At 71.0% G+C, this 24,050-nt stretch carries 22 protein-coding genes and 3 tRNA genes; 7 read left to right on the top strand and 18 right to left on the bottom strand.

Going from position 1 to position 24,050, the window contains the following annotated elements; all coding sequences use genetic code 11:
- Positions 1 to 31: 31 nt before the first annotated feature.
- From ACYVAG_RS15355 to ACYVAG_RS15330, 6 genes are all read right to left on the bottom strand, one after another.
- Entirely contained in the window at positions 32 to 292 is a 261-nt protein-coding gene (locus ACYVAG_RS15355) for a helix-turn-helix domain-containing protein (RefSeq protein ID WP_460771083.1), read from the bottom strand.
- A 118-nt stretch (positions 293 to 410) separates the two neighbouring features.
- Positions 411 to 878 carry a CinA family protein gene (locus ACYVAG_RS15350; protein ID WP_460771081.1) on the bottom strand — a complete coding sequence of 156 codons (468 nt, stop codon included), beginning with the start codon at positions 876 to 878 and terminating at the stop codon, positions 411 to 413.
- 3 nt (positions 879 to 881) lie between these two features.
- A complete protein-coding gene (gene pgsA, locus ACYVAG_RS15345) occupies positions 882 to 1,481 on the bottom strand; it encodes a CDP-diacylglycerol--glycerol-3-phosphate 3-phosphatidyltransferase (RefSeq protein WP_460771079.1) in 600 nt (199 codons plus the stop codon).
- The gene (gene rimO / locus ACYVAG_RS15340; RefSeq protein WP_460771151.1) at positions 1,478 to 2,953 is read right to left on the bottom strand and encodes a 30S ribosomal protein S12 methylthiotransferase RimO; all 1,476 of its coding nucleotides are present in this window, start codon (positions 2,951 to 2,953) and stop codon (positions 1,478 to 1,480) included. Before rimO ends, pgsA begins: the two co-directional genes overlap by 4 nt.
- Before the next feature lie 163 nt (positions 2,954 to 3,116).
- On the bottom strand, positions 3,117 to 5,774 hold the full coding sequence (locus tag ACYVAG_RS15335; protein WP_460771077.1) for an FtsK/SpoIIIE family DNA translocase: 2,658 nt from the start codon (positions 5,772 to 5,774) through the stop codon (positions 3,117 to 3,119).
- Positions 5,775 to 5,883: 109 nt separating this feature from the next.
- On the bottom strand, positions 5,884 to 6,873 hold the full coding sequence (locus tag ACYVAG_RS15330) for a thiamine-phosphate kinase (RefSeq protein WP_460771075.1): 990 nt from the start codon (positions 6,871 to 6,873) through the stop codon (positions 5,884 to 5,886).
- 82 nt (positions 6,874 to 6,955) lie between these two features.
- Here ACYVAG_RS15330 and ACYVAG_RS15325 point away from each other — a divergent pair, with 82 nt between their 5' ends.
- Both ACYVAG_RS15325 and ACYVAG_RS15320 read left to right on the top strand, forming a co-directional pair.
- Positions 6,956 to 7,195, top strand: coding sequence for an Lrp/AsnC family transcriptional regulator (locus ACYVAG_RS15325; protein WP_460771074.1), 240 nt, complete (start codon positions 6,956 to 6,958; stop codon positions 7,193 to 7,195).
- 14 nt (positions 7,196 to 7,209) lie between these two features.
- The gene (locus tag ACYVAG_RS15320) at positions 7,210 to 7,656 is read left to right on the top strand and encodes a DUF3515 domain-containing protein (RefSeq protein WP_460771072.1); all 447 of its coding nucleotides are present in this window, start codon (positions 7,210 to 7,212) and stop codon (positions 7,654 to 7,656) included.
- Positions 7,657 to 7,673: 17 nt separating this feature from the next.
- Here ACYVAG_RS15320 and ACYVAG_RS15315 read toward each other — a convergent pair whose 3' ends face one another.
- Genes ACYVAG_RS15315 through ACYVAG_RS15305 form a run of 3 tightly spaced genes read right to left on the bottom strand, consistent with a single transcriptional unit; the run spans position 7,674 to position 10,696 of the window.
- Positions 7,674 to 8,846, bottom strand: a complete 1,173-nt coding sequence (locus ACYVAG_RS15315) for a D-alanine--D-alanine ligase family protein (RefSeq protein WP_460771070.1) — start codon at positions 8,844 to 8,846, stop codon at positions 7,674 to 7,676.
- A 10-nt stretch (positions 8,847 to 8,856) separates the two neighbouring features.
- Entirely contained in the window at positions 8,857 to 9,900 is a 1,044-nt protein-coding gene (locus tag ACYVAG_RS15310) for an NAD(P)H-dependent glycerol-3-phosphate dehydrogenase (RefSeq protein ID WP_460771069.1), read from the bottom strand.
- Between the two features lies 1 nt (position 9,901).
- On the bottom strand, positions 9,902 to 10,696 hold the full coding sequence (locus ACYVAG_RS15305; protein ID WP_460771067.1) for a lysophospholipid acyltransferase family protein: 795 nt from the start codon (positions 10,694 to 10,696) through the stop codon (positions 9,902 to 9,904).
- A gap of 115 nt (positions 10,697 to 10,811) precedes the next feature.
- Between ACYVAG_RS15305 and cofC the strand changes: the two genes are divergently transcribed.
- On the top strand, positions 10,812 to 11,612 hold the full coding sequence (gene cofC / locus ACYVAG_RS15300; protein WP_460771065.1) for a 2-phospho-L-lactate guanylyltransferase: 801 nt from the start codon (positions 10,812 to 10,814) through the stop codon (positions 11,610 to 11,612).
- Positions 11,613 to 11,689: 77 nt separating this feature from the next.
- Here cofC and ACYVAG_RS15295 read toward each other — a convergent pair whose 3' ends face one another.
- The 3 genes from ACYVAG_RS15295 to leuC form a co-directional block, all read right to left on the bottom strand.
- Positions 11,690 to 12,466, bottom strand: a complete 777-nt coding sequence (locus ACYVAG_RS15295) for an HU family DNA-binding protein (protein ID WP_460771064.1) — start codon at positions 12,464 to 12,466, stop codon at positions 11,690 to 11,692.
- A 221-nt stretch (positions 12,467 to 12,687) separates the two neighbouring features.
- Positions 12,688 to 13,296, bottom strand: a complete 609-nt coding sequence (gene leuD / locus ACYVAG_RS15290) for a 3-isopropylmalate dehydratase small subunit (protein ID WP_460771062.1) — start codon at positions 13,294 to 13,296, stop codon at positions 12,688 to 12,690.
- 2 nt (positions 13,297 to 13,298) lie between these two features.
- Positions 13,299 to 14,768, bottom strand: a complete 1,470-nt coding sequence (gene leuC, locus ACYVAG_RS15285; RefSeq protein WP_460771061.1) for a 3-isopropylmalate dehydratase large subunit — start codon at positions 14,766 to 14,768, stop codon at positions 13,299 to 13,301.
- A 90-nt stretch (positions 14,769 to 14,858) separates the two neighbouring features.
- Here leuC and ACYVAG_RS15280 point away from each other — a divergent pair, with 90 nt between their 5' ends.
- The 4 genes from ACYVAG_RS15280 (at position 14,859) to pnuC (ending at position 20,175) form a co-directional block, all read left to right on the top strand.
- Positions 14,859 to 15,584 carry an IclR family transcriptional regulator gene (locus ACYVAG_RS15280; RefSeq protein WP_460771059.1) on the top strand — a complete coding sequence of 242 codons (726 nt, stop codon included), beginning with the start codon at positions 14,859 to 14,861 and terminating at the stop codon, positions 15,582 to 15,584.
- Positions 15,585 to 15,603: 19 nt separating this feature from the next.
- Positions 15,604 to 17,052: a polyprenol phosphomannose-dependent alpha 1,6 mannosyltransferase MptB gene (mptB, locus tag ACYVAG_RS15275; RefSeq protein WP_460771058.1), complete on the top strand. Its 1,449-nt coding sequence runs from the start codon at positions 15,604 to 15,606 to the stop codon at positions 17,050 to 17,052.
- Between the two features lie 13 nt (positions 17,053 to 17,065).
- The gene (locus tag ACYVAG_RS15270; RefSeq protein ID WP_460771057.1) at positions 17,066 to 18,760 is read left to right on the top strand and encodes a glutamine--tRNA ligase/YqeY domain fusion protein; all 1,695 of its coding nucleotides are present in this window, start codon (positions 17,066 to 17,068) and stop codon (positions 18,758 to 18,760) included.
- A gap of 62 nt (positions 18,761 to 18,822) precedes the next feature.
- Positions 18,823 to 20,175 (top strand): nicotinamide riboside transporter PnuC, encoded by a 1,353-nt coding sequence (pnuC, locus tag ACYVAG_RS15265; protein ID WP_460771055.1) that lies wholly within the window; start codon positions 18,823 to 18,825, stop codon positions 20,173 to 20,175.
- Positions 20,176 to 20,242: 67 nt separating this feature from the next.
- Here the strand turns inward: pnuC and ACYVAG_RS15260 are convergent.
- From ACYVAG_RS15260 to ACYVAG_RS15235, 6 genes are all read right to left on the bottom strand, one after another.
- Positions 20,243 to 20,315: transfer RNA gene (locus tag ACYVAG_RS15260), tRNA-Glu, on the bottom strand.
- Positions 20,316 to 20,355: 40 nt separating this feature from the next.
- Positions 20,356 to 20,428, bottom strand: a tRNA-Glu gene (locus tag ACYVAG_RS15255).
- Between the two features lie 51 nt (positions 20,429 to 20,479).
- A tRNA-Gln gene (locus ACYVAG_RS15250) sits at positions 20,480 to 20,551 on the bottom strand.
- A 99-nt stretch (positions 20,552 to 20,650) separates the two neighbouring features.
- Positions 20,651 to 21,637: a lysostaphin resistance A-like protein gene (locus ACYVAG_RS15245; protein WP_460771054.1), complete on the bottom strand. Its 987-nt coding sequence runs from the start codon at positions 21,635 to 21,637 to the stop codon at positions 20,651 to 20,653.
- Positions 21,637 to 23,148: a glutamate--tRNA ligase gene (gltX, locus tag ACYVAG_RS15240; protein ID WP_460771052.1), complete on the bottom strand. Its 1,512-nt coding sequence runs from the start codon at positions 23,146 to 23,148 to the stop codon at positions 21,637 to 21,639. Before gltX ends, ACYVAG_RS15245 begins: the two co-directional genes overlap by 1 nt.
- Positions 23,145 to 24,026, bottom strand: coding sequence for a fumarylacetoacetate hydrolase family protein (locus ACYVAG_RS15235; protein WP_460771051.1), 882 nt, complete (start codon positions 24,024 to 24,026; stop codon positions 23,145 to 23,147). The genes gltX and ACYVAG_RS15235 overlap by 4 nt, the downstream gene beginning before the upstream one ends.
- Positions 24,027 to 24,050 lie beyond the last annotated feature (24 nt).

Below are 24,050 nucleotides of genomic sequence, written 5' to 3'. Positions count from 1 at the left end.
CGGCTTCGCTCGGAGAACGTGGGGCCGTGACTCAGGCCGCGGCGCGCACCGGTGCGGCCTGCTCGGCCCCCGTCAGTTTCTCGCTGACGACCATCAGGAGCGTGGACAGCGGTAGGTCGAGGGACCCGCAGATGGCGGCGAGCAACTCGCTGGAGGCCTCTTTCTGGCCGCGCTCCACCTCGGACAGGTAGCCCAGGCTCACACGGGCGAGCGACGACACCTCGCGCAGGGTTCGTCCCTGGGCGGCACGCTCCTCGCGCAGCGTCTCTCCGACGATCTCGCGCATCAGCATCGGCCTCGCACCTCCTTCATGGGCTCGACTCTACCGGGCGGGGTCGCACGGCGGGAGTCCTTTCCACTCAAGGATTCGCGTGTCGCTCATATTCCCGCGCACGACCGCCGGTGAAGCCTCAGGCCGGCGCCGCGGCCAGCAGCCGTCCCAGTGCGGCTTCGACCGCCGCGGTCCGGATCGCGGCCCGGTCGCCGTCGAGCCGCAGCAGCGTGCTGCCGCTCGTGCCGGCGTACGCCCAGCCCAGCCACACCGTGCCGGCGGGCCATCCCTCCTGAGCGTCGGGGCCCGCGACCCCGCTCAGTGCGACCCCCACATCAGACCCGAAACGTTCCGCCACCGACCGCGCGAGGCCTTCGACCGTCCAGGCCGAGACGGCCCCGTGCTCGCCCAGGCCGACCGCGTCCAGGCCTCCGACCGTGGCCTTGGCGTCGGTCGCATACACGATGAGGCCGCCCCGATAGACCGCCGAGGCGCCGGGAACCGCGGTGATCGTCGCCCCCAGCAGGCCGCCCGTCAGCGACTCCGCCGTCGCGACGGTGAGCCCCGCCGAGGCGTACGCCCGCACGACCTCCTGGGCGATGGCCACGGCTCAGTCCTCGTGGTCGTCGAACGCGCCGCGGACGTAGTCGATCCCGGTGACCACCGTGACGATGACCGCGATCGCCATGACGATCCATGACCCGATCTCCGGCAGGACGGCGGTCGAGATCGGCTCGCCCCACGCGTACGGCACCAGGGGCAGCAGATAGAGGCCGAGGGCGACGGCCTGGGTGACGGTCTTGAGCTTGCCGCCGCGACTGGCGGCGAGCACGATGCCGCGGCGCAGCAGGAAGAAGCGCATCACGGTGATGCCCCATTCGCGCAGCAGGATCACGCCGGTGACCCACCACGAGAGCTCGCCGAGCACGCTGAGACCGACGAACGCCATGCCGGTCAGCGCCTTGTCGGCGATGGGGTCGGCGATCTTGCCGAAGTTGGTCACCATGTTGAACCGGCGCGCCCACCACCCGTCGACGAGGTCGGTGAGGATCGCCAGGACGAACACGATCGTCGTCGCATATCGCCAGGTCGGGTCCTGCGGATGGCTCAGCAGCATCCAGGCGAAGACGGGCACCACGAGAAGCCGCAGGCCGGTGAGGACGTTCGGCACGTTGACCTGCGACACACGCCCGGTCGCCGTCTCACTCATCGCACCTCCACGCGCAGGTCCACTCCGTCATTGCCGATGACGTCGGCATCAACGAACATACCGGGTCGGACCGAGACAGGGGCCCCCGTCAGGAGGCACTGCCCATCGACCTCGGGACCCTGGTGGGCGGCGCGGCCCCAGATCTCGCCGTCCGCGGCCGCCCCGTCGGCAGACCCCACGGTCTCGACGAGCACGCGGACGCGCTCCCCGATGCGTTCCTCGGCCCGCTGGTCGACCAACTCCGTGGCGAGGTCGGCCGTCGCCGCCCGGCGAGCCTCGATCTCGTCGTCGTCGAGTTTGCCGGGCAGGCGCGCGGCCTCGGTGCCGTCCTCGTCGGAATAGCCGAACACCCCGATCGCGTCGAGGCGTGCGGCGCCGAGGAAGTCGTGGACGATCTCCACGTCGGCCTCGGTCTCGCCAGGGAAGCCCATGATCACGTTCGACCGGATGCCGGCGGTGGGCGCGAGAGAGCGCACCGAGTCGATCAGCGCGAGGAAGGAGTCGGGATCGCCGAACCGCCGCATGCGGCGCAGGACGGCGTTCGACGCGTGCTGGAACGACAGGTCGAAATAGGGGACGACCTTGTCTGTCGCGCACATCGCCTTCACCAGATCGGGTCGCGTCTCGGCCGGCTGGAGGTAGGACACGCGGATCCACTCGAGTCCGTCGATCGCGGACAGGTCACCGATGAGCCGCTCGAGGCTCCTCAGGTCGCCGAGGTCCTTGCCGTACGACGACGAGTTCTCGCTGACGAGGAACAGCTCGCGGACGCCCTGCTCCACGAGCCAGCGCGCCTCGGCCACGACCTCCTCGGGGCGTCGCGACACGTACGCCCCCCGGAACGCGGGGATGGCGCAGAAGGCGCAGCGGCGGTCACAGCCTGAGGCGAGTTTCAGCGGCGCCATCGCCCCGCGATCGAGCCGGCGGCGCAGCACGCGCGCCCCGTACGCCTCCCCCGCCTGGTCACCCAGGTCGCTGTAGTCGGGCTGGGCCCGTTCCTCGGCCGAGGGCATGCGTACGCCGTGACCCGGCACCGCCGCCGTCGAGGCCTGCCGGTCGACGGGCGACAGCGGCAGGAGCGTACGCCGGTCGCGCGGCACGTGGGCCTGGTGCTTCTCGCCGGCCATGATCGCGCGCAGGCGCCCGGCGATGTCGGCGTAGTCGTCGAAGCCGAGCACCGCATCGGTCTCGGTCAGGGAGTCGGCAAGCTCGCTGCCGTAGCGCTCGGCCATGCAGCCCACGGCGACGACGGCCTGCGCGCGCCCGGTCTCCTTGAGGTCGGAGGCGGCCATCAGTGTCTCGATCGAGTCCATCTTGGCCGCTTCGATGAAACCGCAGGTGTTGACCATCACGGCGTCGGCGTCCTCGGCCTCGTCGACGAGCCGGAAGCCCCCGGCCTCCAAGCGGGCCGCGAGTTCTTCGGAGTCGACCTCGTTGCGCGCGCAGCCGAGGGTGGTCAGGTGGACGTTCAGGTGCTGGCTCATATCACCACCAGTATGACGCCTCACGCCCCTGCGGCGCGATCCGTCAGGCGAGCGTGGCGCGATCGACAGGAGCAGCAGCCAAGGAGGTCAGACCACGGTCACCGGGGCGAACGCTCCCCCGGGACCGCGGTCGCGGATCCGTGACCCGGTCTCAGCCCTGAAGGTTGGCCAGCACGTCGTCGAGCTCGTCGGGCTTGACGAGGACCTCACGCGGCTTGGAGCCCTCCGACGGGCCGACGATCCCGCGCGTCTCGAGGATGTCCATGAGCCGGCCGGCCTTCGCGAAGCCCACGCGCAGCTTGCGCTGCAGCATCGATGTCGAGCCGAGGTTCAGGTTGACCACGAGTTGGACGGCCTCGAGCACGAGCTCGAGGTCGTCACCGATGTCCTCGGCGACCTTCTTGCTCTCGGCCGGGCCGGCCGACACGTCTTCGCGATAACTGACCTCGAGCTGGCCCTTGACGTGGTCGACGACCTTGCGGACCTCGGACTCCGACACCCAGGCGCCCTGGATGCGCTGCGGGCGCGAGGCCCCCGACGGCAGGAACAGTCCGTCGCCCTGGCCGACGAGCTTCTCGGCTCCGGGCTGGTCGAGGATCGTGCGCGAGTCGGTCATCGACGACGTCGCGAACGCGAGGCGCGACGGCACGTTGGCCTTGATCAGGCCGGTGACGACGTCGACCGACGGGCGCTGGGTCGCCAGGACCAGGTGGATGCCGGCGGCGCGCGCCAGCTGGGTGATGCGGACGATCGAGTTCTCGACGTCGCGCGGCGCGCACAGCATGAGGTCGGCGAGCTCGTCGACGACGACGAGGAGGTAGGGGTAGGGCGCGAGCACCCGTTCCGATCCCTCCGGCAGTTTGACCTCGCCCGCGCGTACGGCCTTGTTGAAGTCGTCCACGTGGCGGAAGCCGTTGGCCGCGAGGTCGTCGTAGCGCATGTCCATCTCGCGGCAGACCCAGTCGAGGGCCTCGGCGGCCTTCTTCGGGTTGGTGATGATGGGCGTGACGAGGTGGGGAATGCCCTCGTAGGCCGTCAGCTCCACCCGCTTGGGGTCGACCAGGAGCATGCGTACCTCGTCGGGCGTGGCGCGCATCATGATCGAGGTGATCAGCGAGTTGATGAACGACGACTTGCCGGAGCCGGTGGCGCCGGCGACGAGGATGTGGGGCATCTTCGCCATGTTCGCGACGACGTAGCCACCCTCGACGTCCTTGCCGAGACCCGCCACCATCGGGTGGTGGTTGTTGCGCGCCTTGCCGGAGCGCAGGACGTCGCCCAGCGAGACGATCTCCTTGTCCTTGTTCGGGATCTCGATGCCGATGGCCGACTTGCCGGGGATCGGCGACAGGATGCGCACGTCCTCCGAGGCGACCGCGTACGCGATGTTCTTGCTGAGGCGCAGGACGGACTCGACCTTCACGGCCTGGCCGAGCTCGACCTCATAGCGCGTGACCGTGGGGCCGCGGGTGTAGCCCGCGACCTGGGCGTCGACGTTGAACTGCTCGAGCACCTCCGACAGTGAGCGGACGACGGCGTCGGACGCCGCGGTGCGGGCCTTGGGAACGCTGCCGGGCTTGAGCGCCTCGGAATCGGGAAGCATGTATTGCACGTCGCCCGACAGCTGGAGCTGCTCGACGCGCTGCGGCATCGGGCCGGGGTTCGGCGCCTCGACCGCGGGCGGTTCGGCGATCTCCGGCGGCAGACCGGCCGTGACCTTCCTGCCGGCGTCGACGTCGAGGTCCTCGTAGTCGGGGGGGGCGGCGGTCGAGCCGGTGCGCGTCGGCGCGTCGCCGGTGAGACCGACGGCGTCGACGTCGAACACGTCGTCGACACGCTCCGACGGCAGGCTGTCGCGATGGGCGGGCTTCGCTCGGGCCCGCGGCTTCGGTCGGGGCTCGGGTTCGGGCTCTGGTTCCTCCGCGACCTCCTCGGGGTCGGCGACCAGCGGGGTGTCGTACGCCTCGTCGACGCCATATTCCAGGGCGGCAGCGCGACGCTCGGCGACCCGCTCGCGCCGTTCGTCGAGGGCGGCCTGGCCACGGTCGACGAGCTCGTAGAGCGGGATCCCGATGATGACGAGCACGCCGAAGAACGCCAGGAGCACCAACAGCGGCACCGTCACATAGACCGTCAACAGGTCGGCCAGGAGGCTGGAGGAGACGAACCCGAGCATCCCGCCGGCCGCGCGCACTGCTGCCGGGTCCTCCGGACGCGGCAGGCCGTGGGCGATGTGGACCAGCCCGAGGAGGCCGAGCGAGAAGCTCAGCCAGCCGACGATCTGGCGGCCGGCGGCACCGTTGTGGTCGGGGTGGCGCAACGTACGCCAGGCCATCCAGCCGAACAGCAGCGGCGACGCGATGGCCAGGCTGCCGATGACGGTGGTGACCCCGTGGCGAATCAGCGCGCCGACGGGGTCGGGCATGGAGAACCAGAAGGTGGCGCCGAGCACGATGCCGCAGGCCAGGAGGAACAGGCCGATGCCGTCGCGACGGAGCGCGGGATCGAGGTCACGGGCGCCGGTGCCGACCGATCGGGCGGCGGTGCCGGCCCCGAGCGCGAGGCCCCGGTAGGCCGCCACGAGGCCCTTGCCGATCACCTCGAGGAAGCCGGGGTGGCGCTCGACGCGCGTCGCCCCCTTGGCCGGCGTACGCCTGGTCGGGGGTGCCTTCCGGGCAGCACTCGACCCCCCGCCTCGGTTCTGCGGACGGGTGGACTGGGTCTTCTTGCTTCCGGACGAACGCGAACCGGAGCCGGACGCTGAGGTCTGGCTCCGGGTCCGCGCTGGGGAAGACGCGCGGCTCGCCATGCTGCGAGGCTAGGCCACCACCGCCGAGATCCCAACCGGCCACGCCGATCGGTCCTGCGGCACCGGAGTCGTTATCGTTCCGTTGCCTGGCTGTCGGACTCGCGAGCGCTCAGCGCCGGAAGTGGTCGTGGCCGCGGTCGCCCTCCCAGGTCGCCCGGTCGACCAGCACCTCGGGCTCGTCACTGCGCCGGGTCACGGTGCCGATCACGGTCCAGCCCTCCGGCACCGCGTCGTGGTCGAAGGTCGCCGCGAGTGCGTGGTCCTCTCCCCCGCCCAACATCAGGGCCAACGGGTCCGCCCCGGTGGCCGCGGCGACCGCGGCGATGGGATCGGGCACGCCGAAAGCGCTGGAGTCGAGGTCGATCTCGACCCCGGACGCGACGGCGACGTGGCCGAGGTCGGCCAGCAGTCCGTCGCTCACGTCGACCATCGCGGTGGCGCCGGCCTCGGCGGCGCGCCGGCCCTCGCCATAGGGCACCTGGGGAACCTTCTGCGCCTCGACGACGGCGCGGGGGGACCGGAACCCCTTCCCCAGCACGCGCAGCCCGGCCGCGGCCCAGCCGACGCGTCCGCACAACGCCACGACCTGGCCCGGCCGCGCCCCCGCTCGCGTCACGAGCCGGCGGCCCGCCGCGTCTCCGTGCACGGTGACGGTGATGACGACCTGCGGCGCGCGCGTGAGGTCGCCGCCGACGAGGCTCGTGCCTGACCGGGCGGCCTCGAGGCGCATGCCCTGGCCGCACTGCCGCAGCCACGAGGCGGGGAGGTCGTCGGGTGCGGCCAGCGAGACGACCATGGCGACCGGCGTCGCGCCCATGGCCTCGATGTCGGCGACCGCTGCCGCGACCGCCTTGGAGCCGACCTCGGGGGCCAGCGACCAGTCGCGCCGGAAATGGACCCCCTCCACCATGGTGTCGGTCGACACCACCAGGTCGCCCGTCAACGACACCACGGCGGCGTCGTCGCCGGGCCCGAGGACCACGGCGTCACCGAGGGGCAGGTCCTCGGTGATCTGGGCGATGAGCCCGAACTCGCCGGCCTCGGCGAGGCTCCCGGGTTCCGGGGCGCGTCGTGGGGAAGACCCTGATGAGGAAGACAAAGGCGGACCTCCTGTCGCGGTTGACTCCGACACGGTAGCGTGACTGCGACGCCACCGTACGACGTCACGCGAAGGAGCATCCATGAGCACCGTGCAGGCCTACATCCTCGTCCAGACCAATGTCGGCAAGGCCGCCGAGGTCGCCACCGCGATCCGCGAGATCTCCGGTGTGACCCTCGCGGAAGACGTGACCGGCCCCTACGACGTCATCGTGCGCGCGGAGTCCGAGACGGTCGACGAACTCGGCCAGCTCGTGGTTGCCCGCGTCCAGTCCGTGCCCGGCATCACCCGCACGGTCACCTGCCCGGTCGTGAACATCTGAACGACCCCCGTCGCATGCTCCGCCCGATCGCGTACGCCGCGGTCGGTGCCCTGCTGACCGCCTGCACGGGGCCCGTGGACGTCGCCGATCCCACTCCCCCGGCCGCCGTGGCGGCCGTGTGCGCGCGCATGATGGGCCACCTGCCCACGACGGTGCTGGGGCAGGACCGCCGCCAAGTGCGCCCCGGGGCGCTCACTGCGGCGTGGGGCGATCCCCCGATCACCCTCACGTGCGGGGTGGAGGTGCCGCCCGACATGGCGCGCGACACGCGCTGCTTCGAGGTCAACGGCGTCGGCTGGTTCGCCGAGGAGGGCCAGGGCGGCTGGCTGTTCACCACCATCGGCCGCGAGGCGGCCGTGCAGCTCGGCGTCCCGTCGAAGTACGCGCCCGAGGCCAACGCGCTGGTCGACGTGGCGGGGGCGATCTCCGCCCACGACAAGGTGCTGAAACCCTGCCTGTGAAGGGTTTCAGACCCCGATCAGCGCAGGCCGAGGGGTCGCGTGAGCGCGAGGCCCACCAGGTGGTCGATGAGGTCGGCGTACGCCACCCCCGCGTGCTTCCACACCTCGGGGAACATCGAGGTCGCGGTGAAGCCAGGCATGGTGTTGATCTCGTTCACCCACACGCAGTTCTGGGCGCCCACGAAACAGTCGACGCGAGCCAGGCCCTCACATCCCATGGCCGTGAAGGCCTTCGCCCCCACCCGTCGCACCTCGTCGGCGACCTCCTCGGGGAGGTCGGCCGGGAGGTCGATCGTGACCTGCCCCTCGGGGAGGTATTTGGCGTCGAAGTCGTAGAAGCGATCCTCGGTGTGCATGACGATCTCGGCCACGCTGGAGACCCGGGGCGCTCCTCCGTCGGGGTCCTGCAGCACGCCGCACTCGACCTCGCGGATGTCGGTGAACCCCTGCTCGACGATCACCTTCGGATCGAAGCGCCGGGCCTCCTCGATCGCCGCTTCGACCCCAGCCGGCTCGGTGACGCGGCTGATGCCCATCGACGACCCGCCACGGGCGGGCTTCACGAACACCGGGAACTCCAGTGCCGAGACGGCGTCGAGGCACGCGGCCGGGTCGGAGACCCACTCGTGGGGCAGAACCACGACGTAGGGGCCCACCGGGAGGCCGGACGCGGCCAGCACCATCTTCATGACGTGCTTGTCCATGCCGGTCGCCGACGCCATCACGCCCGAGCCGACATAGCGGACACCCATCATCTCGAACAGTCCCTGGACCGTCCCGTCCTCGCCGAACGTGCCGTGGAGCAGGGCGAACGCGACGTTGACCACGCGGCGGTCGACCAGCCGGTCGCCGTCGACCGTGGCGACCTCGGCCCCGTCGGCGTGGCGCAGGAGCACCGCCTCGCCCCGATCGGACGGGACGGTCGGCAGGTCGCGGCCCACGACCTGCAGCGCTCGCACCTCCTCGGCCGGCACCTGGACCCAGCGCCCGTCGCGGGTGATGCCGATGCCGACGACGTCGTAGCGTTCCGGGTCGATCGCGCGGGCGACGCTCGCCGCGGTGAGGCAGGAAACCCCGTGCTCGCTGGAATCACCACCGAACACGAGGGCCACCGTGGGACGACCCGAGCTCGGCTCGCCGGCGGGCGCGGGGGCCGGCGTACGGTCGGGCGCGTGGGGGGTGCCGTTCATGGACGTGACCCTACAGGCCGACGCGCTCGGGCTTGCTCACCCGAGCCATCAGGGTCTGGAAGGCCGCCTCCGACGTCATCTCGCCGGCCAGCACCTGCACGACGCGGTGCACGATGGGCATCTCGACGCCGTGGCGGGCCGCCAGCTGCTCGATCGACACCGAGGAGCGCACTCCCTCCGCCACACCTCGGGAGGCCTCCGTCGCCTCCTCGACCGTGGCGCCGCGACCGATCATCTCCCCGAAGGAACGGTTCCTCGACAGCGGTGACGAGCAGGTGGCGACCAGGTCACCCAGTCCGGCCAGGCCGGCGAACGTGTGGGGGTCGGCACCCAGCGCCTCGCCGAGACGCGTGGTCTCGGCGAGGCCCCGCGTGATGACCGAGGCCACCGCGTTGGCCCCGAAGCCGAGCCCGATGCCGAATCCGACGGCCAGCGCGATGGCGTTCTTCGTGGCCCCGCCGATCTCACACCCGATGACGTCGGTGTTGGTGTAGGGCCGGAAAGTCGTGGTCCTGCAGGCGCGCTGGAAGGCGACGGCCCGGTCGTGGTCGACACACGCGACGACCGCGGCCGCCGGCTGGCGCTCGGCGATCTCCGCCGCCAGGTTGGGCCCGGAGACCGCGATGATGCGGTCGGGAGACACCCCCTGGTCGGCGATGACCTCGGTCATCAGCTTGAGCGTGTCGACCTCGATGCCTTTGGCCAGGCTGACGACATCGACGCCGGTGGGCAACGTCCACTGCTCCAGGTTCGACCGGAGCTGCTGCGACGGCACGGCGAGCACCACGGCGTCGGCGCCGTCCAGGGCGGTCTCCCACGAGGCGGTCGCCCGAATGCCGGTGGGCAGCTCGACATCGCCGAGATAGCGCGTGTTGCGGCGCTGCGTGGTGATCTCGTACGCGAGCTCCTGTCGCCGCGCCAACAGACGCACGTCGTTGCCGGCATCGGCGAGCACCATGGCGAAGGCGGTTCCCCAGGCCCCCGCGCCCATGACGGCGATGCGGCGTGTTCCACGCCGCCCGCCGGATTCCCCGCCCCCGAAGGAATCCGCCATGTCAGGACCCGTCGCGCGAGTCGGGCAGGTCGCGCGTCCCCTGCGGGTCCTCGCGTCTCCCGAGCCTGATGTTCCACCGCGTGGCGGGGGGCTGTTCGTCGCGCAACTCGCTCACGAGCGCGGTGATGGCGTCCATGATCCGCTCGCTGGCCTCGGCCAGGACCTCGCCGCTCAAGGGCTTTCCGCGCAGGTCGTCGAGCTGGACCGGCTCCCCGGTGATGAGCCGCATGGTCTTGCGGGGGAACAGGCGGGGCCACGTCAGCTTCTTGCCGGGGAGCACCTCGTTGGCGCCCCACTGTCCGACGGGGATCACGGGAACGTCGGCCTCGAGGGCGATGCGGGCCGCGCCCGACTTCGGTGTCATTGGCCACCCGTCGGGATCGGCCGTGATGGTGCCCTCCGGATAGATCGAGACGCTCTTGCCCGCACGGACGGCCTCCACGGCCGCCTCGACCGCCTTGAAGGCATCGGGTCCGCCCCGCTTGACCATGATCTGGCCGGCGTTCGTCGCGACCCACCCGAGGGCCGGGACCTTGAAGATCTGTTCCTTGGCGAGGAATCGGGGCCACCGGCCCGCGTACGAGATGTAGTGGCCATAGGCCAGCGGGTCGAAGTTCGAGATGTGGTTCACCACGAAGACGACCCCGCCGGTCTGGGGCACGCGTTCCATGTGACGCCAGTCGAGGCGCGTCACCACGCGCAGCATGCGGGTGAGGATCACGACGGTCGTCATGAGCACGGGCTCGACGACCTCATGGTTGACGTCTTTCAACCTGCGCTGGGCAATCTCGCTCATGCTGGCTCCTCCTGTGGTCGCGGGCTCGCCAACCCTAGCGACACCACGGGCGCTCGGGAACGTGGTGGACGGACGCCGGCCACCGCACCGTGGTCCTTGTGGCAGCATCCCTCCCATGGTTGGCATCCCCACGGGCGCGGTCGTGGCCCTCAAGCGCCTCGACCTCGCCAAATCGCGGCTCGACGACACCGCCCCCGCCCTGCGCGAGCGGCTGGCACTCGCCATGCTCCTCGACACCTGCGCCGCCCTGACGGCGGTCGTCGACACGACGATCGTGGTCACGCCCGTGCCCGGGCTGAAGGGACCACTGGCGCGCCGCGGGGTATCGGTCGTCGCCGACCCCGGCAACGGGCTGAACGGGGCGTACGCGGCGGGGGCGGCGGCGCTGGAGGAGTCCGGCGTACGCCGGGTGATGGCTGCGGTCGCCGACCTGCCGGCGCTGACGGCCAGCGATGTGGGCGCCGTGCTGGACGCCGCTGCCGAGGGTCCGGGGCGGGCGTTCGTGGCTGACCACACCGGCCTCGGGACGACGCTGCTCGTCGCACACGACGTGCCCCTGGATCCCCTGTTCGAGCACGGATCGGCGCAACGCCACGCTCAGTCCGGTGCGACCGCGCTCGCCCTCGACGCACCGCGCGCCCGCCTCGACGTCGACCGCCTCGGCGACCTCGCCGCCGCGGCCGAGCTGGGGCTCGGTCCGGCCACCTCCACACTGTGGGACGGGGACCGTCCCGTCATCCTCGACACGGGTGTCATCGCGGCCTCCGAGCCCGACGGGTGGTCGGTGGTGTGCGCCGACGGGGTCCGCCGGCAGATCCCCCGACGCGCAATGTCTCCGGAACTCACCGGGCTGCATCCCACCCAACGCGTGCACCTGGCGCGCGCCCGCGACTCCATCAGGCTCGCCTGGGTGTGACTGCACAGCGACGCCCGGTCGACCATGCGGTTGACCGGGCGTCGCTGTCTGGTGGGGGGTTCAGGCTGAGTCGCGTCTCAGGCCTTCTTCGCCGTCCTGCGCGCAGGAGCCTTCGCCGTGGCCGCCTTCTTGGCCGTCGATCGCGTCGCGGTCGTCGTCTTGGCCGCCGTGGTCCGAGCGGCGCTCGTCCTCGCCGAGGTGGCCTTGGCCGCCGAGGCCTTGGCCGGGGTGGCCTTGGCCGCCGCCTTCTTGGTGGTCGTCCGGGTGGCCGGCGCGGTCTTGGCCGCGGTGCGGGCCGAGGCGGCCTTGGCCGGGGTGGCCTTCTTGGTGGCCGCAGCGCGCGTGGTGGTCGCCTTGGCCGGGGTCGACGCGGCCTTCGCGGTGCGGGTGGCCGTCGTCCTGGCGGCGGTCTTCGCCGTCGAACGCGCCGGCGCCTTGGCCGCGGTCTTGTTCGTCGTGGACTTCGCGGCGGCCGTCTTCGTGGCGGCGGCGCGCGTCGCGGGCTTCGCGGCGGCGGAGCGCGTGGACGTGCTCGTCGTTCCGGAAGCCTTGGCGGGCTTGGCCTTCGGGACCTTCTTCTCACCCGAGACGAAGGCCTTCAGGTCGGTTCCGGCGCGGAAGCGGGGGATGCTGGTCGCCTTCGCGCGCTTCCGCTCGCCCGTGCGGGGGTTGCGGACCATGCGCGCGGGGCGATTGACCTTCTCGAAGACACCGAAGCCGGTGATCGACACCTTTCCGTCGCGCGCGGTCTCATGGACGATGGTCTCGACCACGGCGTTGAGCGCGCGGCCTGCCTCCGCCTTGTTGCCATCGAAATGCACCGACAGCGACTCGATCAGTTCAGCCTTGTTCACAGTTCCCTCTTTCGAACCGTTTCGACGACGAGCCGAAACATGCCAAATCCAAGCCCTGTCGGGGCGTTGGGGCACCCGCAGAGCGCGGGTACGGGACCCACGCTAGGGACTTGCGGGGCCAGGCACAAACATCTGATGCCTGCGGATTCGCCGTGTCGCAAGAATTCTCGTCTCCGTGCGCCGGCGGTGACGGCCTCGGACCTCGCTGATCGAGGCGGGCGTCAGTCGGCGAAAGTCCTTGCAGGCAAGGTCTTCGGCTTGAACGCCGGACGCTTCTCCTCGAAATCGGAGATGGCCCGCTCGTCGCGCAGGGTCAGGCCGATGTCGTCGAGCCCTTCCATGAGACGCCAGCGGGTGTGGTCGTCGATCGTGAACGCCAGCACGAGATCACCGGCGGTGATGCGCCGTTCGACGAGGTCCACCGTCACGGCCAGCGCGGGGTCGGCCTCGAGGCGTGCCCACAGGCGCTCGATGTCCTCTTGTTCGAGCGTCGCCAGCAGGAGCCCCGACTTCCCCGCGTTGCTGCGGAAGATGTCGCCGAAGCGCGAGCCGATGACGACCGTGAAGCCGTAGTTCTGGAGGGCCCACACCGCGTGCTCGCGTGAGGATCCCGTGCCGAAGTCGGGGCCGGGCACGAGGATGGTGGCGCCCTGGTGTTCAGGTCGGTTGAGTTCGAAGTCGGGGTCGCCGCGCCACGCGGCGAACAGGCCGTCCTCGAACCCGGTGCGCGTGACCCGCTTGAGATAGACCGCGGGGATGATCTGGTCGGTGTCGACGTTGCTGCGGCGCATGGGGATCGCCGTTCCCGTGTGACTGGTGAACTTCCCCATGATCAGACCCCTTCGGAGACGAGCTGGTGGTCGGCGGCGTCGTCGAGCTGGCCCGGCGCGCTGAGTCGGCCGACGACGGCCGTCGCGGCGGCGACGGCGGGCGAGACGAGGTGCGTACGCCCGCCCTTGCCCTGGCGCCCCTCGAAGTTGCGGTTGGAGGTCGCGGCACAGCGCTCGCCCGGTGCCAGCTGGTCGGGATTCATGCCCAGGCACATGGAGCAACCCGCGGCGCGCCACTCGGCTCCCGCATCGAGGAACACGCGGTCGAGCCCTTCGGCCTCCGCCTGCAGGCGTACGCGCGCCGATCCCGGAACCACGAGCATGCGCAGGCCGTCGGCCAGCTTGCGCCCGCGGATGACCGACGCCGCCAGTCGGAGGTCCTCGATGCGCCCGTTGGTGCAGGAGCCCAGAAAGACCGTGTCCACAGCGATGTCGCGCATCCGCTGCCCGGCCGTGAGCCCCATGTAGGTGAGCGCCCGCTCGGCCGCGCTGCGCTCGTCGGGGTCGGCGAACGAGGTCGGGTCGGGGACGACGTCGTCGAGCAGCACGCCCTGTCCGGGGTTGGTGCCCCAGGTCACGAAGGGCGACAGGGCGGTGGCGTCGATCTCCACCACCGCGTCGAATGCGGCGCCGTCGTCCGTACGCAGGGTGCGCCAATAGGCCACCGCGTCGTCCCCGTCCTGCCCGGAGGGGGCGTGCGGCCGGCCCTCCAAGTAGGCGAACGTCGTCTCGTCCGGGGCGACCATCCCCGCCTTGGCACCCCACTCGATGCTCATGTTGCACAGGGTCATGCGCCCCTCCATCGACATCGCCTCGATCGCTGGACCGCGATATTCGACGATGTAGCCCTGTCCGCCGCCGGTGCCGACCTGCGCGATGAGGGCGAGGATCAGGTCTTTGGCCGTGACACCCTCGGGCAGGTCCCCGCGGACCTCGACGGCCATGGTCTTCGGGCGCGCCTGCGGGAGTGTCTGGGTCGCGAGGACGTGCTCGACCTCCGACGTCCCGATGCCGAAGGCGATGGCCCCGAACGCGCCGTGCGTCGCGGTGTGCGAGTCACCGCACACCACCGTCATGCCGGGCTGGGTCAGCCCGAGCTGCGGGCCGATGATGTGCACGATCCCCTGGTCGGCGTCACCCAGGCTGTGCAGGCGTACGCCGAACTCGGCCGCGTTGCGACGCAGTGTCTCCACCTGCGTCCGCGACACGGGGTCGGCGATCGGCTTCCCGATGTCGAGGGTCGGCGTGTTGTGGTCCTCCGTGGCGACGGTGAGGTCGGGGCGCCGCACGGGACGCCCGGCCTGGCGCAGGCCGTCGAAGGCCTGCGGGCTGGTGACCTCGTGGACGAGGTGGAGGTCGATGTAGAGGAGATCCGGCGCGCCGTCGACGCCGGGGCGGACCACGTGGTCGCGCCAGAGCTTCTCGGCGAGCGTCGTCGGACCGGAAACCGGCCGCCCATCACTCGTTCGCATGTGGATCTCCCTACTCTTGGAATCGCTGTACGCCGCATTCGATCGGAAAAGTACTTGCCATACCACTATCCGAGACGGCAATATCAGTACATGGACAACTCTAGCGGAGTCGGCGTACTCGACAAGGCGGCGCTCGTGCTCAGCGCCCTGGAGACCGGCCCGACCACCCTGGCCGGTCTGGTGACCGCCACCGGGCTCGCCCGCCCCACGGCGCACCGACTGGCCGTGGCGCTGGAACACCACCGCCTCGTCGGCCGCGACCTGCAGGGCCGCTTCGTCCTCGGACCGCGCCTGGCCGAGCTCGCCTCGGCCGCCGGTGAGGACCGGCTGCTCGCCACCGCCGGCCCCGTCCTCGCCCGCCTGCGCGACATCACGGGCGAGTCGGCCCAGCTGTTCCGACGCCAGGGCGACATGCGCATCTGCGTCGCCGCCGCCGAGCGCATGTCCGGCCTCCGCGACACCGTGCCCGTCGGCTCGCAGCTGACCATGTCCGCCGGCTCCGCCGCCCAGGTGCTGCTCGCCTGGGAGGAGCCCGACCGCATGCAGCGCGGGCTCCGCGGATCGCGCTATTCCGCCGTCGCCCTGGCCTCGGTGCGTCGCCGCGGGTGGGCCCAGTCGGTCGGCGAGCGCGAGGCCGGGGTGGCGTCGGTGTCGGCCCCGGTCCGCTCCCCCTCCGGCAAGGTCATCGCCGCCCTGTCGGTGTCGGGACCCATCGAGCGCCTGTCGCGCCAGCCCGGTCGCCTGCACGCGCGCGCCGTCATGGCCGCCGCCGATCGCCTCTCGGAGGTCCTGCGCCACAGCGGCGCGGAGGGCTGAACACCCTAGGATGACGGCCATGCGCGCAGCCTGGCCCCCACGGACGATCCTCTGGACGTTGATCGGCTCGGTCGGGACGTCGCTGGTCGCACTCGATGCCCTCGCGAGCAGCCACCTGCCCCGTGGCCCCCTCCGCATGGTCGAGGCCGTGCTGCCGTGGCTTCGTCACGGCGGCTGGGTCGGCGCCGCCCACCTGGGCGCCCTGGTCGGCTCGCTGGCCCTGTTCGCCGCCTGGCTGGCGCTTCGCCCCGGCACCGACCCCGGTGCGCGCGCGGGGCTGCGCACGCCCGTCCTCGGGATCCTCGCCCTGTGGTGCATCCCGCTGCTCCTGGCCCCGCCGGTGATGACCGCCGACCCCTACGCGTACGCGGCCCAGGGCTGGCTGCTGGCGACAGGTCGCGACCCGTACGAGGTGCCCATGGGCGTGCGCGGGCCCTTCGCCGAGGGCGTCTATTTCATGTGGCGCCCGACGACTGCGGTCTATCCGCCCTATGCCCTGCTGCTGCAGGAGGGCGTGGTCCGGCTCACCGGCGCCCACCCCTGGTGGTCGGTCGTCGCCATGCGCGCGATCGCGCTGCTGGGGCTCGCCATCATGGCCGTTGCCACGGTGTTGCTTGCGCGCCAACTCAAGGTCTCGACGCGCCTGGCGCTGTGGGGCACCGTGCTCAACCCGCTGGTCGTCGTCCAACTCATCGGCGGCGCCCACAACGACACGATGATGATCGGCCTGGTCATGCTCGCCCTGTGGGCCGCCCGGCGCCACGGACTGATCGCGGGCGCCGTCATGGTCGGGGTCGCCGCGATGTTCAAGCAGCCGGCGGTTCTCGCGGGGATCGGCGTCGTGTTGATCTCCCTGCCCGACGAGCTCCGCCGTCGACCCGTCCGGTGGGCCGCGATCGCGGGACGGCTCGTGCTGGGCGGCGCCATCGGCGGCGCGGTGTTCGCCGTCCTGTCGCTTCTCAGTGGTCTGGGCTTCGGCTGGCTCGGCGACGGCGCCGGCTCCCCCAGCCTCGTGATCAACCAGACGCCGCTGAGCTGGCTGGCCCAGGCCGCGCGCGTCCGCAACGTCTCCCCCGGCGTCATCGACGCGTCGCTCACCATCGTCAGCACGATCCTCATGGTCGCCTGCATCGCCTGGGTGCTCCGCCGGTTCGCCCTCGACCGCCCGGTGCTCACGACCGCGGGAATCCTGCTGGCGTTCGGACTGCTGGGGTCCGCGGTCCAGCCGTGGTATCCGCTGTGGGGCGGCCCCCTGCTCGCCCTCGCCGGCCTCACCCGCCGCAGCGAGCGCCTCGCCTGCGCCGGCGTGCTGCTCTTCCTCGTGTCGGGGGCGTTGCAGGGAATGCCGTCGCCCGTGGTCTCGGTTCCCCTGGGCGCCCTGATCGCCCTGTGCTGGTGGCGATTCGCGCCGTCGCGCCGGTCGGACGCCGAGCCCGTCCACGAGGACGCCGACACCCGCGTGGGCTGATACTTTGGCGCGCATGATCGACGAGTCGCCCGCCGCCCCCGAGGACTTCATCCGCACCGCCGTCCGCCAGGACAACGAGCAGGGAACCTATGGCGGTCGCGTGCAGACGCGGTTCCCACCCGAGCCCAACGGCTATCTCCACATCGGCCACGCGAAGGCGATCACGGTCAACTTCGGCATCGCCGAGGACTTCGACGGCATCTGCAACCTGCGCCTCGACGACACCAACCCCGACACCGAGGAGTCCGAGTACGCCGACTCGATCCTCGCCGACATCGCGTGGCTCGGCTACACCCCGGCGCGCGTGCTGCACGCCTCGGACTACTTCGACCAGCTGTACGCCTGGGCCGAGCTCCTCGTGCGCGAGGGCAGGGCGTACGTCGACGAGCAGGACCCCGACACCATCTCGGCGCAGCGCGGCGGCTACGGCAAGCCCGGCATCGAGTCGCCGTTCCGCGACCGTCCGGCCGAGGAGAGCCTCGACCTCCTGCGACGCATGAAGGACGGCGAGTTCCCCGACGGCTCGATGGTGCTGCGCGCCCGCATCGACATGCAGCACGAGAACATGCAGCTGCGCGACCCCGTGATGTATCGCATCCGCCACACCCACCACCACCGCACCGGCGACGCGTGGTGCATCTATCCGACCTACGACTGGGCCCACGGCCAGTCGGACGCCATCGAGGGGGTGACGCACTCTCTGTGCACGCTGGAGTTCCAGAGCAACCGCCCGCTCTATGACTGGTATCTCGACCAGCTTCCCCTGCCGGGCGACCAGCCCAAGCAGCGCGAGTTCGCGCGCCTCGAGTTCACCCACACCATCACCTCGAAGCGGCGCCTGAAGAAGCTCGTCGACGACGGTGTCGTCGACGGCTGGGACGACCCGCGCATGCCGACGCTGCAGGGCCTGCGCCGCCGCGGCTATCCAGCGTCGGCCATCCGCGCGTACTGCCGCGACACCGGCACCACCCGCACCAACGCGCGCCACGCGATCGAGGCGCTGGAATCCCATGTACGCAGGGATCTCAACGCTACGGCCCAGCGCCGCATGGCCGTCACGCGGCCGTTGAAGCTGACGATCACCAACTGGCCCACCGACGCCGACGGCGCGCCCGTGGTCGAGCAGTTCGAGCTCACGAACAACCCCGAGAACGAGGCCGACGGCGTCCGCAGTGTCCCGTTCACCGGTGACCTGTGGATCGAGCGCGACGACTTCGCCGAGGTGCCGCCGCCGAAGTTCTTCCGCCTGTCCCCCGGCCGCGAGGTACGCCTGCGCGGCGCCTATCTCGTGACGTGCACCGACGTGGTCAAGAACGACGCCGGCGAGGTCATCGAGGTCCGCACGACCGCCGACCTTGATTCGCGCGGCGGCACCGCGCCCGATGGCCGCAAGGTGAAGTCGACGATGCACTGGGTGTCGGCGCCCCACGCGGTCCCGGCCAAGGTCGCCCTCTATGAGCGCCTGTTCACCGCCGAGGTGCCGGGCCAGGCGACGGGCGAGGCGCTGGACGACCTCAACCCCGACTCGCGCGAGCTGCTCACTGATTGCCAGGTGGAGCCGGCCCTGGCCGACTGCGCGCCGGGCGAGGTCGTGCAGTTCGAGCGACTCGGCTATTTCGCGCTCGACCCGCGCGAGCCCATGCTGTTCCACCGCACCGTGGGACTGCGCGACGAGTGGGCGAACATCCAGAAGCGCCAGAACGGCTGAGCGGCGCTCGCGGACCCGACCCTGCGTACACTTAACGTCGCTCACACGTTAAAGGGGTCACTTTGTCCTGGACCGAGATCCTCGGCTTCGTCACCGGCGCCATCTGCGTCTGGCTGACCGTCCGCCGCAACATCTGGAACTTCCCCGTCGGCATCGCCAACAACGTCTTCTTCTTCGTCCTGTTCCTCCAGACGGGGTTGTACGCCGACGCGTGGCTCCAGGTCGTCTACCTCGGGCTCGCCGCCCTCGGCTGGTACTGGTGGCTGCGCGGTGGCGTCGACCACACCGCGCTCGTGGTCCGGCGTACGCCAGCCTGGGCCTGGGCGGCGGTCCTGGCGGCTGTGGGTGCCGCGACCGCCGTCCTCTGGCGCGTCCTCACCTCCAACACCGATTCGACGGTTCCCGTGTGGGACGCCGTCACGACTGCACTGTCGCTCGGCGCGCAGCTGATGCTCAACCGCAAGTGGATCGGCCACTGGTGGCTCTGGATCACCGCCGACGTGCTCTACATCGCCCTCTATTGGCACAAGGGTCTCCATCTCACGTCCGCCCTCTACGTGCTGTTCCTCGCGATGTGCGTGGTCGGGCTGGTGCAGTGGCGCCGCGCGCTGAGCGCTCCGACGGACGTCGAGGTGACGAAGGCCGCGCCCGAGGTGGTGATCCACGACCTGCTGGACGCGCCGGTCGACGCGGTGTTCACCTCCGACGCGTACGGGGCGGAACTGGGGCGCAGGCTCGACGCCGCGTGGGTCCGGGTCGACCCGGGTCGCGTGGCGACGCCGGTCTCCGGCACCGCCGTCCGCACCGACGTTCCCGGTCATTGGTGGGCGCTCTCCCCCACGGTCCGCGCCGACCTCGCGCGACGGGTCGTCGTGCTGGGGGCCGAGTCGACCGGCTCGACCACGTTGGCGAGACACCTGGCCGCCCGCCTGGGCTGCCCGTGGGTCCCCGAGTTCGGCCGCACGTGGAGCGGCGTACGCCCCGGCGGTCTCGACGCGCAGTGGCACCCCGCCGAGTTCGAGCTGATCGCCGTGGAACACCAGCGGCAGGAGGTCGAGGCGCTCCGATCCACGCCCGTGCCCGTTGTCGTCTCCGACACCGACGTCCTCGCGACGTGCCTGTGGTTCGAGCGCTATGTCGGCGGGCGGCTGGAGTCGCTGTGGGAGCGCGCAGAGGCCTGGCGTCCCGACCTCTATGTCCTCACCGGCGACGAGATCCCCATTGTGCAGGACGGCATGCGCGACGGCGAGCACATCCGCCACGCGATGCAGGAACGGTTCCGCCAGGTGCTCACGGGTTGGGGCGTCGAGTGGATCGAGGTCCGCGGCTCGGAGCCGGCGCGACTGGCGCAGGCGTACGCGGCCGTCGGCGCCCTGCTCGGGCGCGGCTGGCAACTGGCGCCACCGCTGGGGTGACGCGAGCTTCAAGCACCCCAACGTGATCGAGCCGGGCCCGAAGGCCCGGCTCGATCGACGACTCTTGTAGCCCCGACGGGATTCGAACCCGCGCTACCGCCTTGAGAGGGCGGCGTGCTAGGCCGCTACACAACGGGGCCCCAGCAAACCCTCCGCCACCGGTGAGGGTGAGGAGAGTCGTAGCCCCGACGGGATTCGAACCCGCGCTACCGCCTTGAGAGGGCGGCGTGCTAGGCCGCTACACAACGGGGCCCTAGCCAAGAAGTGGCACCACGACCCAGCGGGATCGGACACTCTTCCTGCGCTGGGGTACCAGGACTCGAACCTAGACTAACTGAACCAGAATCAGTCGTGCTGCCAATTACACCATACCCCAACGGCCCCGCGAGGGGCCGCATCGCGCCGTCGCTCTCGCTCCGGCACGAGGGTAAACACTAGAGCATTTCCCGCCCGTACGCCAATCCGGGCGCCCGTGTCACGCGCGGTTCTCCGGGCCGTCGGGCACGGCCTGCCCGAGGCGTGCGGGGACCGTGTTCGGCACCGCCATCAAGCGGGCGACGACGGCCGCCCCGAGGGCCACGGCGGCGAAGGTCAGCACGTCACCGAAGGCGGCCGTCCAGGTGATCACGGTGAGCCCGCGCGCGGCCGCGATGGTGCTCGTCAGGCCGGCGAGTGTGAACGCGAACACGTTGTTCACCACGTGGGCGGCGATGCCGGCCTCGAGCCCGCCCGTGCGGACGACCAGCCACCCGGCCAGCAGCCCGAACACGAAGCGACTGACGAACAGCGGCACGTTCTGCGTCCCGTGGAAGAGGGCGAAGACCAGCGCGGACGCGACGATGCCGACCCACGGCGTACGCGCCAGTCCGCCGAACGCCTGCAGGAGGTAGCCGCGGAAGAACACCTCCTCGGCGATCGCCTGCAGCGGCGAGGTCAGCAGGATGACGACGAGGAACGCCCAGAACCCCTGCTGGGGATGGAGTTGCAGCGGTTGGCCGCGCAACGGCAGCGTCGACACATAGGTCCCGAACACGACGAGCGAGATCAGGAAGCACGCCGCGAGGTAGCGCCAGCGCGGCGCCGCCCACACCGAGACGAGCCAGCCGCCGCGCAGCCGGTGGACGAAGCGCACCAGTGCCCACGAGATCGGGATGAGGATCGCGATCGACAGGTGGGCGGCCAGCATCCCTTCCCAGTGGTGGAATCCGCGCGCCGCCGTGGCGAAGTCGGCGTACGCGACGTCGCGGTGGCCGACCGCGTGGGCGATCCTGAGGACGACGTCTCCCACGAGCCCCGCCGACAGCAGCCACGCCGAGGCAGCCACGAGGAAGCACACGACCCCGATAACGGGGCCATAGAAGCCGCCGGTGAGGATGCGCGGATAGAGCGCCCCGCTCGGCGGCAGTCCCAGCGTGCCGGCCTCGGGCGGCGATCCCGCGGCCCGGCCGACGGTCGCCGCCATCAGGCCAGCGTCGCGCGGGCTCGCGCGATGCGCGACAGCGACGAGTCGCGGCCGAGCAGTTCCATCGACTCGAACAGCGGCGGCGACACCTTGCTGCCGGTGATCGCCGTACGCACGGGGCCGAAGGCGAACTTGGGCTTCAGGCCCAGGCCGTCGACCAGGGACGCCCGCAGGGCCGCCTCGATCTCGGCGGCGGTGAACTCGCCGATCTCCGACAGCGCCGCGGTCGCGGCGTCGAGCACGCCGGCCTCCTCGGGCTTGAGCGCCGCCTTCTCCTCGATCTCGATGGAATCGTCGGCCAGGAAGAGGAAGCGGACCTTGTCGACCGCCTCCGACAGCGTGTTCAGGCGCTCCTTGATCAGCGGCGTCGCGCCGCGCAGCAGGGCGAGCTCGTCCTCCTGGGGCGGGTCGGTCGTGACCCCGGCCCCGACGAGGAACGGCACAAGGGCGTCGGCCAACTCGTCGTCGGGCGTCATGCGGATGTGGGCCGCGTTGATCGCCTCGCACTTCTTCGGGTCGAACCGCGCGGGGTTGGGGTTCACGCGGCGAATGTCGAACGCGTCGGCCATCTCCGCCAGGGTGAAGATGTCGCGGTCCTCGGCGATCGACCAACCGAGCAGCGCGAGGTAGTTCAACAGGCCCTCCGGGAGGAAGCCGCGCTCGCGATATTCTGCGAGGCCCGACCCGGCGTCGCGCTTGGACAGGCGGCGATTGCCCTCCCCCATCACGATCGGCAGGTGGCCGAACATCGGCGTACGCCCGGGCCCGACACCCAGGTCGCGCAGCGCCTCGTAGAGCACGATCTGGCGCGGCGTCGACGACAACAGGTCCTCGCCGCGCAGCACGTGGGTGATGCCCATGAGCGCGTCGTCGACCGGGTTCACCAACGTGTACAGGGGATCGCCGTTGCCGCGCACGATCACGTAGTCGGGCACGTGCTCGGCCTTGAACGTCACCGGGCCGCGCACGAGGTCGGTGAAGGTGATGTCGCGGTCGGGCACGTGCATGCGGACGACGAACTCCCTCGCCGCCAGCCGGCGCTCGACCTCGTCGGCCGGCAGCGTCGGGCACGGGTTCGCGGGGTCGCGATGGATCGCCGCGTCGCCGAGCTCCTCGAGCTCCTCGCGCGTGTGGGCGTCGCGGTAGGCGTACCCGCCCTCGAGCAGCTTCGCGACGACGTCGCCATAGGTGCCGCGGCGCTGCGACTGGAGGTAGGGCTCGTGGGGGCCACCGACCTCGGGGCCCTCGTCCCACGTCAATCCCAACCAGCGCAGCGATTCCAGCACCCCGCGCATCGACTCCTCGGTCGAGCGGGCCGCGTCGGTGTCCTCGATGCGCAGCACCAGCTTGCCCCCGTAGTGGTGGGCGAACGCCCAGTTGAACAGGGCGCTGCGTACGTTGCCCACGTGGAGGTTGCCGGTCGGCGACGGCGGGAAGCGTACGCGCACCTCCGCCGGGTCGATGCCTCCCAGGACGTCGAGGTCTCCGGCGTGGTCGGCGGGTGAGGTCACTGCTGGTCTCCTACGGTGTCGGGGTTGTCGAGGTTCTCGGAGTCGTCGTCGGGGACGGTGAAGGCGCCCGGAGGCGCGGCGTCGGCCGCGACGACGGTGTTGGTCAGCGCGCCCATGCCCTCGATCTCGATGGTGATCTCGCTGCCGGGCTTGACGATGCCGACGCCCTCGGGCGTGCCGGTCAGGATCACGTCACCGGGCAGCAGCGTGGTGTAGCTCGACACGTGGGCGATGATCTCCGCGATCGAACGCACCATCTGGCTCGTCGACCCCTGCTGGCGCACCTCGCCGTCGACCGTCGTGGTCAGCGTGAGGTTGCCGGCGTCCTCGATCGAATAGTGGCTCGTGATCCACGGACCCAGCGGGCACGAGGTGTCGAAACCCTTGGCCCGCGCCCACTGCCCGTCGGTCTTCTGCTTGTCGCGCGCCGTCATGTCGTTGGCGATGGTGTAGCCGAAGATCACGTCCTGGGCCCGCTCGACCGGCACCTCCTTGCAGATGCGCCCGATCACGACGGCGAGCTCGCCCTCGTAGGAGACCGAGTCGGACCACGACGGGTGGACCACGGCCTCGTTCGGGCCGATGACTGCGGTGTTGGGCTTGAAGAACGTCAACGGCTCGGCCGGCACCTCGCCGCCCATCTCCGCGGCGTGGGCCGCATAGTTCTTGCCGACGCAGACCACCTTGCTGCGGGGGATGACCGGGGCGAGGAGGCGCGCGTCGGCCAGCGGCGTACGCTCCCCCGTCAGCTGCACCGGCATGGCCAGCGGGTCACCGTTGAGGGCGGCGATGGTGTCGGGGTGCTTGCCCCCATCGGACTCGAGCTCGACGATGCCGTACTTGGGGTCGCCCCCCGTGGAATAGCGCGCGATTCGCATTCCCCAACCCTAGCGAAGTACGCC

Source organism: Mariniluteicoccus flavus (assembly GCF_054776655.1).
This window is presented reverse-complemented; position numbering and strand designations above follow the sequence as displayed.

Excerpts from the sequence above, each read along its gene's own strand:
- ACYVAG_RS15355 (WP_460771083.1), bottom strand. The coding sequence starts at position 292 with ATGCTGATGCGCGAGATCGTCGGAGAGACGCTGCGCGAGGAGCGTGCC.
- pgsA (WP_460771079.1), bottom strand. The coding sequence starts at position 1,481 with ATGAGTGAGACGGCGACCGGGCGTGTGTCGCAGGTCAACGTGCCGAAC.
- ACYVAG_RS15335 (WP_460771077.1), bottom strand. The coding sequence starts at position 5,774 with ATGGCGAGCCGCGCGTCTTCCCCAGCGCGGACCCGGAGCCAGACCTCA.
- ACYVAG_RS15325 (WP_460771074.1), top strand. The coding sequence starts at position 6,956 with ATGAGCACCGTGCAGGCCTACATCCTCGTCCAGACCAATGTCGGCAAG.
- ACYVAG_RS15320 (WP_460771072.1), top strand. The coding sequence starts at position 7,210 with ATGCTCCGCCCGATCGCGTACGCCGCGGTCGGTGCCCTGCTGACCGCC.
- ACYVAG_RS15315 (WP_460771070.1), bottom strand. The coding sequence starts at position 8,846 with ATGAACGGCACCCCCCACGCGCCCGACCGTACGCCGGCCCCCGCGCCC.
- ACYVAG_RS15310 (WP_460771069.1), bottom strand. The coding sequence starts at position 9,900 with ATGGCGGATTCCTTCGGGGGCGGGGAATCCGGCGGGCGGCGTGGAACA.
- ACYVAG_RS15305 (WP_460771067.1), bottom strand. The coding sequence starts at position 10,696 with ATGAGCGAGATTGCCCAGCGCAGGTTGAAAGACGTCAACCATGAGGTC.
- cofC (WP_460771065.1), top strand. The coding sequence starts at position 10,812 with ATGGTTGGCATCCCCACGGGCGCGGTCGTGGCCCTCAAGCGCCTCGAC.
- leuD (WP_460771062.1), bottom strand. The coding sequence starts at position 13,296 with ATGGGGAAGTTCACCAGTCACACGGGAACGGCGATCCCCATGCGCCGC.
- leuC (WP_460771061.1), bottom strand. The coding sequence starts at position 14,768 with ATGCGAACGAGTGATGGGCGGCCGGTTTCCGGTCCGACGACGCTCGCC.
- ACYVAG_RS15280 (WP_460771059.1), top strand. The coding sequence starts at position 14,859 with ATGGACAACTCTAGCGGAGTCGGCGTACTCGACAAGGCGGCGCTCGTG.
- mptB (WP_460771058.1), top strand. The coding sequence starts at position 15,604 with ATGCGCGCAGCCTGGCCCCCACGGACGATCCTCTGGACGTTGATCGGC.
- ACYVAG_RS15270 (WP_460771057.1), top strand. The coding sequence starts at position 17,066 with ATGATCGACGAGTCGCCCGCCGCCCCCGAGGACTTCATCCGCACCGCC.
- ACYVAG_RS15245 (WP_460771054.1), bottom strand. The coding sequence starts at position 21,637 with ATGGCGGCGACCGTCGGCCGGGCCGCGGGATCGCCGCCCGAGGCCGGC.
- ACYVAG_RS15235 (WP_460771051.1), bottom strand. The coding sequence starts at position 24,026 with ATGCGAATCGCGCGCTATTCCACGGGGGGCGACCCCAAGTACGGCATC.